1 protein-coding gene and 1 pseudogene are annotated in these 1,552 nt (G+C 56.9%); both read right to left on the bottom strand.

Going from position 1 to position 1,552, the window contains the following annotated elements:
- Window positions 1-564 (bottom strand): ATP-binding protein (locus JUK32_RS27685; RefSeq protein WP_239112842.1); only part of this gene is annotated, 564 nt, incomplete at its 3' end.
- Window positions 565-943: 379 nt separating this feature from the next.
- Window positions 944-1,219 (bottom strand): annotated as a pseudogene (locus tag JUK32_RS28785) (IS21 family transposase); the annotation flags it as partial.
- Between the last annotated feature and the right edge of the window lie 333 nt (window positions 1,220-1,552).

Raw genomic sequence — 1,552 nt, 5'->3', positions numbered from 1 at the left:
CTCCGACTTTTTGACATAGCCCAAATCATCGATGACTAGCAGGTCAAAGCGGTCGAGTTTCTTGAGCAGGGCAGGTAGTTGCAGTTGCAACTTGGCCTGCTGCAAGTGTTGAACCAAGGTGGTGGCCGCAAAGAATTTCGCTCGCTGGCCCAGTTCGACCACCGCTCGTGCAATCGCGGCGGCGAGATGAGTTTTACCCACTCCGGAAGGACCAAAGATTAAGCAGTTTTCGGCGCGCTCTAGCCAACCTGCATCAGTGGCGAGTTGCATCAATGGGGCAGGATTGAGCTTCGGCACATGGTCCCAGTCAAAGTTGGAAACCGTTTTGGCAGCGGGCAGTTGGGCCTCTTGCAGGGCGCGTTTGAGGCGCAGGCTCCAGCGCCGGTCCACCTCCAACTCGCAAAGTGCCAGCAAGAATTGAGCGTAAGACCACTGCTCTTGCATGGCTTGATGTTCGAGACTTTCCCAATGCTGGAGCATGTGGGAGAGTCGCAGTTGTTTGAGGTGCAGACTCAAGCTCTGGTAAGGGCTCACGGCTGGCGTCGGCTCGGAGGAGTTGGTCATAGTCTTGGAGGTTGTGTTGTTGCACCTGTACGGTCGGCAGGGCGGACTTGGTGAGGAGTTGAAAGTGTTGACGGAGTGCCCTTAGCGTCAACGTCCCCGCCGCCAGTTGCGCTTCGAGATACTGCGCCACCGCCGCTTCGCGGTTTTGGGTCGCCGCAATGTAGAGCGCTTCCACCATGAGCAAAGCAGCAGAATCGCGGTCAAACGCGGCTTCAAGCTGCGGCCACAAGGTTCGATAGTGGTCATTCGGTAATAAGTCTTGCTGCCAGGTGCAGTAGAGGAAGGCGCGGGGTTTGCGCCGCAGTCCTTCAATGACATGACGGTAGTTGACGCACCGGGCTCGGCGCTTGTCTTTGGCCGTCACGCGCACTCTGGGCAGTTCGACCACCAACTGCCGCTCCAGATAACCACAAAGGCGGTCGTGATAAAGGTGTAACTCGAGCTGACGACCGATTAACCTAGACGGCACCGTGTAGAGAATGCAACGCACATCAATGGTGCTGCGACTACTCACCCGCGCGGTGAGCACTTCGTAGTCCGCCACCCGATGCTGAGGCAAGGACTGGAGATGTTTTTGTTCTGCGGCAAACTTCGCCTGGTGTTGCTGATTCAGCTTCTCGACCGCGGTCGCAATGAAGTCCTGATAGGCCGTCACACTCTCAAAGTCACTGCTGCCCCGCAGATACAAGGCTTGGGTGAGGCGGTTTTTGAGATGACCATGGGGAGACTCAATCGCGCCATTCTCGTGGGCAATCCCTTTGTTATTGCGGGTAGGTTCTAGACGATAGTGATGGCACAGGTCGTCATACAAGCGGGTCAACGGTTTGCGGCCTTTCCCGCCCGTATTGCGATAGGCGGCACTGAGGCTATCAGTGCGATGCTCTTTGGGTGCTCCACCACTGGCAGACAGGGCATTCTGCAACCCTTCTGATAAGGCGACGAAACTCTCGCCGCCTTGAATCACCTGGGCGTAGCGCCAACCGCTGTA

It is taken from the genome of Halomicronema sp. CCY15110 (genome assembly GCF_016888165.1).
Classification (GTDB): Bacteria; Cyanobacteriota; Cyanobacteriia; order Phormidesmidales; family Phormidesmidaceae; genus Halomicronema.
This window is presented reverse-complemented; position numbering and strand designations above follow the sequence as displayed.